Below are 7,171 nucleotides of genomic sequence, written 5' to 3' on the forward strand. Positions count from 1 at the left end.
GTCTCCGCCCTCTCTCTGCCAACAGCCCACTGTTTCTCCCGTCCCCTTTTCTCATGCATCTCTCCCGGTCCTGCCTCCGCACCGCTTTAACGAGCAGCCTACTCGCTCTCCTCTCCCTGTCGGCCCCGGCCCAAGAGAACGCTCCAGAACCGAATCCCCCGGCACCCGCCGCTGACGATGCAGTTCCTGCGGCTCCACCGCCTGAAGGTGCGCGGCCTCCAGGAGCACCTGGCGAAGGCGGTTTTGGCCCTCCTGGAAGTGGACGTTTCGGGCCCGGCGGAGGCTTTGGTCGTCGGCGCGGTGAAGGTGGAGGCTTTGGACCGACTGCCGCAGGAGGCATGGCACCGGGCGGCCCTGGAGGAGAAAACGTGCAGAGTACTCTCGCCCAGACGATTCGCATGGAAGGCGATAAAATCGTCCTCCAGTTCCCAAACAATCCGGTCGCCGACATGCTGAGCATCTATGAATTGCTCACCGGCGTCACTCTCATCAAGGACACCAATATCTTCACCGATGGTGCCCCCGTGAGCCTCGCCACCCCTCACGCGGTGAGCAAGGATGAAGCCATCAAACTCATTGAGGCGACTCTCCTCACCAATGGTTATGCCATCGTGATGGAACCCGGTGGTAAAAGTGCTCGTATCCTCCCTGCTCGGAGCCAGAGCGCCAACGCTGTTCAGTTCTCGCATGGCGTTCACTTCTACACTTCCCCTCAAGACCTGCCTCCAGGTGAGACCATCGTCACCTACTTCATGCGCTTGGATTACCTCGATCCTGAGGAAGCAGCCACGATGTTCTCCGGTCATGTTGGCCTCAGCGTCTATGGCCGCATCACCCCCGTGCTGACACCTCCGGGTTTACTTTTGACCGAGAGCAGCACGGTGATCAAACAACTCATCAGCATTCGCGAAGCCATTGATGTGGGGGATACGGGATCGTCCTTGGTCACCAAGTTCATTCCTGTGGAATATGCGGATGCTTCAACAGTGGCTCAGATCATCCAGGCGACCTTGACGGCTCAGGCCCAAGAAAAGGAAAGCAAAGGCGTCAATACCATCCGCGGCAATGCAGCCTCCGATGGTAAGAGCAACAATAACGAACGGCGTGAAGAACGGAGTGAGGCACGTCAACAAGCACCGATGATCATCAATGGCCAAGTGATGCAAGCAAGCGCACAGGCTCCGGTGCCAACCGCTCAAATCATTGCCGACACTCGGTTGAATCAAATCCTGGTCATCTCCGCACCCGCCGACTACGCCTACATCGCCAGCCTCATTGCCGAATTCGACAAGCCACTCCAAGTGGATGAACCTTACGAACGCAAACTTCGTTATGCGGCTGCTGTGGACGTCCTCAGTGCCATCGCCGACCTTCTACAGGACACCAGCACTGGAACCATTCAACTCCCGGGTGGAGGATCGATCCAACAGCAGCGTAACCAACCCCTGGCCTCCAGCAGCAGCCAGCTCCTCACGGGCCGCACCACCACAGGCACTCGTGGCGGACAAGTCCTGAGCACCAGCACAACGACCTCTGAAGATACAACTTCGACCGCCACTGCTTCGCGGGCGGACTTGATTCAGGGCCCCACTGAAGACAATGCCCCAATCTCCGTTCTCATCGGCAAAACTCGAGTCGTCGCTGATCCTATGTCGAACACCATCCTCGTGATGGGGCGCAAGGAAGCCATTGATAAGGTCAACGGCTTGCTCGACAAACTCGACCGCAAACCCGCGCAAGTTTATCTCTCAACTGTCATTGGCCAACTCACCTTGGACGATGGTTTCCAGTTCGGGGTGGACTATCTCAGTGCGCTAACCAACAAAGACGGCACCAATTTCAGTGCCGGTGGAATTTTCAGCCGCACCGACTTGCTGGGTAGCAGCACCACGGCTCGTGCTGTGAATGACCTCCGCAACAACGTCATCACCAATGCGTTTGGTCCCGCTGCCGGCCTCAATCTCTACGGCGCCATTGGTGACAGTTTGGATGTCTTTGTAACTGCGCTGGAAACGACGAATCGCTTCAAGGTTCTCTCTCGCCCCAGTGTCTTCGCATTGAACAATAAAAAAGCGACCATCACGTCAGGACAGTTGATTCCCGTCCCAGCGCAGACACTCACCAACACCAACAATAATAACAACGGCAACAACGTCACCACCACCATCGAGTATCGCGATGTGGTGCTGAAGCTGGAAGTCGTTCCCCTGATCAATGAAGATGGCGAAGTTACTCTGACCATCGCCCAGGTCAATGACACCGTTGTCGGCACACAGTTGGTCGAGCCCAACTTGATTCCCATCATCGGCACCGAACAGATCGTCACCTCTGTCACGGTTCCAGATCGCAACACCATCGTTCTGGGCGGGCTCATCTCGGAGCAAAACAAAAAGGAAACCAGCGGCGTTCCTTTCCTCAGCCGCATCCCTGGCGTCGGCAACCTCTTCAAGGACAATCAAGATAGCAACTCTCGTAGCGAGCTGATCATCTTCATCCAACCGCAAGTGGTGACGGATAACATCGGTCTCCGCAGCACATCACGCGCTGAAGATTTCCGCACACAGGTCGGCGCAGATGCCGCAGAGCGTTTTCCGGAACAAGTCTCCCCGTACGGCGTGCGGCCCATCACGGATAAAGAGGCCCAGGAACTCCAGGATAAGCCTGGGTTCTTTTCTCGCATCTTTAAGCGCGGGAATCCCAACAAGGTCACCGCACCGGCTCCCAGTGCGCGGCGTTGATGTCCATTGACTGGATTCCGTGCACAAGACTGGTCCCGGGGGTGCTTTTCAGATTGCTATCCTCGGCCATTCTTTCGCAGACTGGGCCAGTCCCATGAAAATCCTCGTCACCTCCCTGCTTGCTCTCGCCGCCTTGGTTTCCCTTTCCCAAGGCCAAGTCACAACTCCAGCGCCTAAATCACCGGGCCCCGCTGTCATCCTGCCACCGCAAGCTCCCGATGTGCCAGCCATTAAGCTCGGTCCCGATGGCCAACCCAAAGCCGGGTTTCTCCCCGCTCATGAACGGTTTGTAAAAATCGCTCAGGAAGGGAAAGCTCAACTTGTTTTCCTTGGGGATTCCATCACCGCAGGTTGGGCAGCCAAGAAAGACATTTGGGATAAAGCCTTTGGTGCTTGGGAACCTGCCAACTTCGGCATTGGCGGTGATCGCACCCAACATGTTCTGTGGCGCATCCAGAACGGCGAGTTGGAGACGATCAAACCTAAGGCTATCGTGCTGATGATCGGGACCAATAATGTTGGAGCCGATTCCGCCGAGGGGATTGCCAAAGGCATCACGGCTATCGTCAAAACGATCCGCGAGAAGCAACCTCAAGCCAAATTGCTCCTCCTCGGCGTCTTCCCCCGTGGAGAAAAGGCCTCTCCGAATCCATCCCGCGACAAACTGAAGGAAGTGAACCAAATCATCGCGAAATTGGACAATGGAGATAGCATTCACTACCTCGATATCGGTGACAAATTTCTCCAACCTGACGGCAGCCTGACCAAAGAGATCATGCCCGATTTCCTCCACCTTTCACCTGCTGGCTACCAGATCTGGGCTGATGCGATCACACCGAAGCTGGGCGAGTTGATGAAATAACCTGAAGAAAATTGAAAAAAATCAGCCGCCTCGTGGGTTGCTTGTGCCCCACCCTGAATTAAATCCCTCATCTCCATGAAACTCAACCAACTCACCTCCCTCGTCGCATTCCTCGGCCTCGCCGTCTGCGCTGTCGCCGAAGACAAACCCGCCGCCAACGACGGCTGGGTTTCCATGTTCAACGGCCAAGACCTCAGCGGCTGGAAATCCAACGAGGAAACTCCCGGTAGCTTCTCCGTCGAAAACGGCACCATCAAGGTCAGCAATGGCCGTTCCCACCTGTTCTACGTGGGTCCTAACGGCGATGCCAAGTTCACGAACTTCGAATTCAAAGGTAAGGTGAAGCATATGCCCGGCTCCAATTCCGGTCTCTACATCGCCACCGAATACCAGGATAAAGGCTGGCCAGAGAAAGGCTACGAATGCCAGGTGAACAGCACCTCGCACAAAGACCCGAAAAAAACCGGCGGTCTTTACGCGGTGAAAGACGTTCTCGACACTGCTCCTGTGGGTGATGACGAGTGGTTCGACTACAGCATCAAAGTGGAAGGCAAGCACATCACCATCTCCATCAATGGCCAAGTGACCACCGATTGGACGGAGCCTGAAGGTTGGGATCCAGCTACCGCTCTGAAAAACATGCCTGGCCGTAAATTATCTCCTGGCACGATGGCTATTCAAGCCCACGACCCCAAGAGCGTCGTATATTACAAGGACCTTTACATCCGTCCTTTGTGATCCATCTAGGATGGCAATCCGCCTCCTTTTATGTTACGAGCGAGGGCTGAAAGGCCCTCGCTTCTTTTTTCCCCGCTTGTCATCCCATGAGCCAGATGCTCAGTCCAGATCTCTCTGTCACCGAAATCCGCTGCTACTTCGTGCGGAAACGTAACTGCCTGCTCGTGCGTGGCCGTTTCGGCCCCCTCTACATGGATTATTACCTGCATCTGATGCAGCACGGCATCAAGCACCCAGAGAAACTGGATGAAATGCTGAAGGATGGTCTCGCAGGGATTGCCCTCCACCTCGCCTCACGTCCCCACGATGAGAACTGTGCCTGGACCATCAATATTCATGATCCCCTGCTGAACATCTTCGTGACAGGGAACACTCACCCAGGCCGAGTCACAGGCAGACTGTTCACGGAGGATGTTCGGGACACCGGGCATTCCCTCTTCATCGCCCAGACCACCCGAACGCACATGCAGCCGCGGCAAAGCATGATCGAATTCCAGGGGAGGGACGTCTTGTCGGCCGTCGAGCAATTCTACACCCAGAGCGAGCAGCGCCCCACACGTCTTTTCAGACTGCCCGACGAGGATTTTGTGCAAATCTCCGCCGAACCCGACGCCGATGTCGAATGGCTCAACAGTCTGACCGATACAGATATCCCCAAGCTGGATGAGTCTGAACATTTAACCTTGCTCGAAACCCGTAACTACGTCTTCGACTGCGGATGCACGGCTGAACGCATGTTCCCCATGTTGTCTCGGCTGTCGGACGAAGACATCGATTATGTATTCGAAGATGGAGAAGCCACCATCACCTGCCCACGCTGTGCGGCGGTCTTTAGGACACCTCGCTCGGACTTTGATGAATGGAAAAGTCGCCTCGATAGCTAATCTCAGAAGCCTGTTTTACTTTACCCATGTCCGCGCCAGCCTCACCCGCCCTAGCCGCCCCGAATTACAAGATCGGTAACGAAAAGTTGATCAAGGTACTTCCGAATGCGGCCCGCAAACTCACCAGCCTGCTGACCAAGCAAGGCCGGGCTGAGCATGGGGCATTACGGATCGCTGTCGTGGGGGGGGGCTGCTCAGGACTTCAGTATAAGATGGATCTCGTCGATGGCCCTGCTAACCGAGACATCATGGTCTTGTCTTCGGATGTCCGTGTGGTGATCGATCCCAAAAGTGCGCTATTTGTCAGTGGTTCCGAATTGGATTTCAGCGATGACATCCAGCAAGGAGGATTCAAGGTCACCAACCCTAACGCCATCGTGACGTGTTCCTGCGGTGAGAGCTTCGCGGCCTAATCAAGCCCATGCCGGACGCCTTTGCTCTCCTCAATCTCCCTCCCCAGGCCGCCCTCACGGAGGAACAACTCCAGGCTGCCTATCTGACAGCCTCTAGGGCAGCCCATCCCGATCAAGCAGGGGGCGATACCCAACTCTCGGCCGATCTCAACGCCGCACTGGAGATGCTGAAGTCGCCCGTGACGCGCTTGAAGCACCTGATCGAGCAGCACTCCAACACTCCTTGGCGGGCGGTTCCCCTGGATGCCTCCCTGATGGGATTGTTTGAAAAGCTGGGCCCCCTGCTCCAATCCGCCGGAGCCTTCCTCAAAAAGAAGCAAACCGCGACCACAGCCCTGAGCAAGGCTTTGCTTGCCAGTGAGGAAATGCGCCTGCGGGAAGCACTCGAAAACCTAGGCACCAGCATCGAAGAAGCCTGGCAGGAACTCGAAGCCCAACTCCCCCGCTACGATGATCGTATCGCCGCAGGTGAAGGCTCTGTATGGATCGAGCTTCAAGCCATCCAGGCACGATTGGCCTATCTCAACAAATGGCGAACTCAGATTCGTGAGGTGCTTTTGGGGCTGATGCTATAAGTGAGGCTGGACTTTGCCTGCATCACCTCAGGAAAATAATGCTGGAAGGGCACTTCCGAATACTTTTACCGCCTCTGTGAGTTGCACGCAGCGGATTCATGCCGACTGTGCCCGCCCCAACTCCAATCGTATTTATATGGCCGACATCAGCACCAGCGCAGCAGACAAGAAGGAAAAGGAATACTTCACCGACGTGCCCCAGCAGGCTCCGGGCTTCTTCCTCAAAGGTTCCCACCAGTATGACTGGGGTCTGAAGAACCGTCTGAGCAAGGTCTTCAATCCTAAAGACGGCCGCACCGTCATGCTCGCCTTCGACCACGGTTACTTCCAGGGCCCGACCACCGGCCTGGAGCGTGTGGACCAGACCATTCTCCCCCTGGAGCCCTATGCCGACTGCCTCATGCTCACCCGTGGCATCCAGCGCAGCGTCATCCCTGCCTCCACCCAGAAGGCCATCGCCCTGCGTGCCTCCGGTGGCACCTCCATGGTCAGCCCTTTCGAAGAGTGGGAAGGTGACCTCGACGGCAAGAAGGTGAAATTTGGCCGCCCAGGTTTCGAGCCTCTCTCCAACGAGAGCACCGCTCTGAACATTGAAGAAGCCATCCGCCTGAACGCCAGCATCCTGGCCGTGCAGGTCTTCATCGGCAGCGCTTACGAGCGCCAGAGCCTGAAGAACATGACCGACCTTGTGGACGCCGCCAGCCGTTACGGCATCGGCGTCATGGGTGTCGTCGCCGTGGGGCGTGCGATGGCACGTAACGCACAGTATTTCCGTCTGGCCACCCGCATCATGGCGGAGCTGGGAGCCAACGTGGTGAAGTGCTACTACACGGACGAAGGTTTTGAGACGATCACTTCCTGCTGCCCGGTGCCGATCGTGATCGCCGGCGGTAAGAAGCTGCCTGAGCTGGACGCGCTGAAGATGAGCTACAACGCCATCCAGCAGGGTGCCAGCGGGGTG

At 56.5% G+C, this 7,171-nt stretch carries 7 protein-coding genes; all 7 read left to right on the forward strand.

The features are described 5' to 3' along the window. The first annotated feature begins 53 nt into the window (after window positions 1-53). Window positions 54-2,738, forward strand: a complete 2,685-nt coding sequence (locus tag B5D61_RS14125) for a secretin N-terminal domain-containing protein (RefSeq protein ID WP_078814013.1) — start codon at window positions 54-56, stop codon at window positions 2,736-2,738. Window positions 2,739-2,832: 94 nt separating this feature from the next. After that, a complete protein-coding gene (locus B5D61_RS14130; protein WP_078814014.1) occupies window positions 2,833-3,600 on the forward strand; it encodes a platelet-activating factor acetylhydrolase IB subunit in 768 nt (255 codons plus the stop codon). 75 nt (window positions 3,601-3,675) lie between these two features. Continuing rightward, window positions 3,676-4,338, forward strand: a complete 663-nt coding sequence (locus B5D61_RS14135) for a 3-keto-disaccharide hydrolase (RefSeq protein ID WP_078814015.1) — start codon at window positions 3,676-3,678, stop codon at window positions 4,336-4,338. An 86-nt stretch (window positions 4,339-4,424) separates the two neighbouring features. Continuing rightward, a complete protein-coding gene (locus B5D61_RS14140) occupies window positions 4,425-5,222 on the forward strand; it encodes an Hsp33 family molecular chaperone HslO (protein WP_245846545.1) in 798 nt (265 codons plus the stop codon). A gap of 26 nt (window positions 5,223-5,248) precedes the next feature. Continuing rightward, on the forward strand, window positions 5,249-5,635 hold the full coding sequence (locus B5D61_RS14145) for a HesB/IscA family protein (RefSeq protein WP_078814016.1): 387 nt from the start codon (window positions 5,249-5,251) through the stop codon (window positions 5,633-5,635). 8 nt (window positions 5,636-5,643) lie between these two features. Further along, window positions 5,644-6,210: a hypothetical protein gene (locus tag B5D61_RS14150; protein ID WP_078814017.1), complete on the forward strand. Its 567-nt coding sequence runs from the start codon at window positions 5,644-5,646 to the stop codon at window positions 6,208-6,210. A 136-nt stretch (window positions 6,211-6,346) separates the two neighbouring features. Then, the coding region (locus tag B5D61_RS14155; RefSeq protein WP_078814018.1) for a beta/alpha barrel domain-containing protein at window positions 6,347-7,171 on the forward strand (825 nt) is incomplete at its 3' end.

It is taken from the genome of Prosthecobacter debontii (assembly GCF_900167535.1).
Taxonomy (GTDB): domain Bacteria; phylum Verrucomicrobiota; class Verrucomicrobiia; order Verrucomicrobiales; family Verrucomicrobiaceae; genus Prosthecobacter; species Prosthecobacter debontii.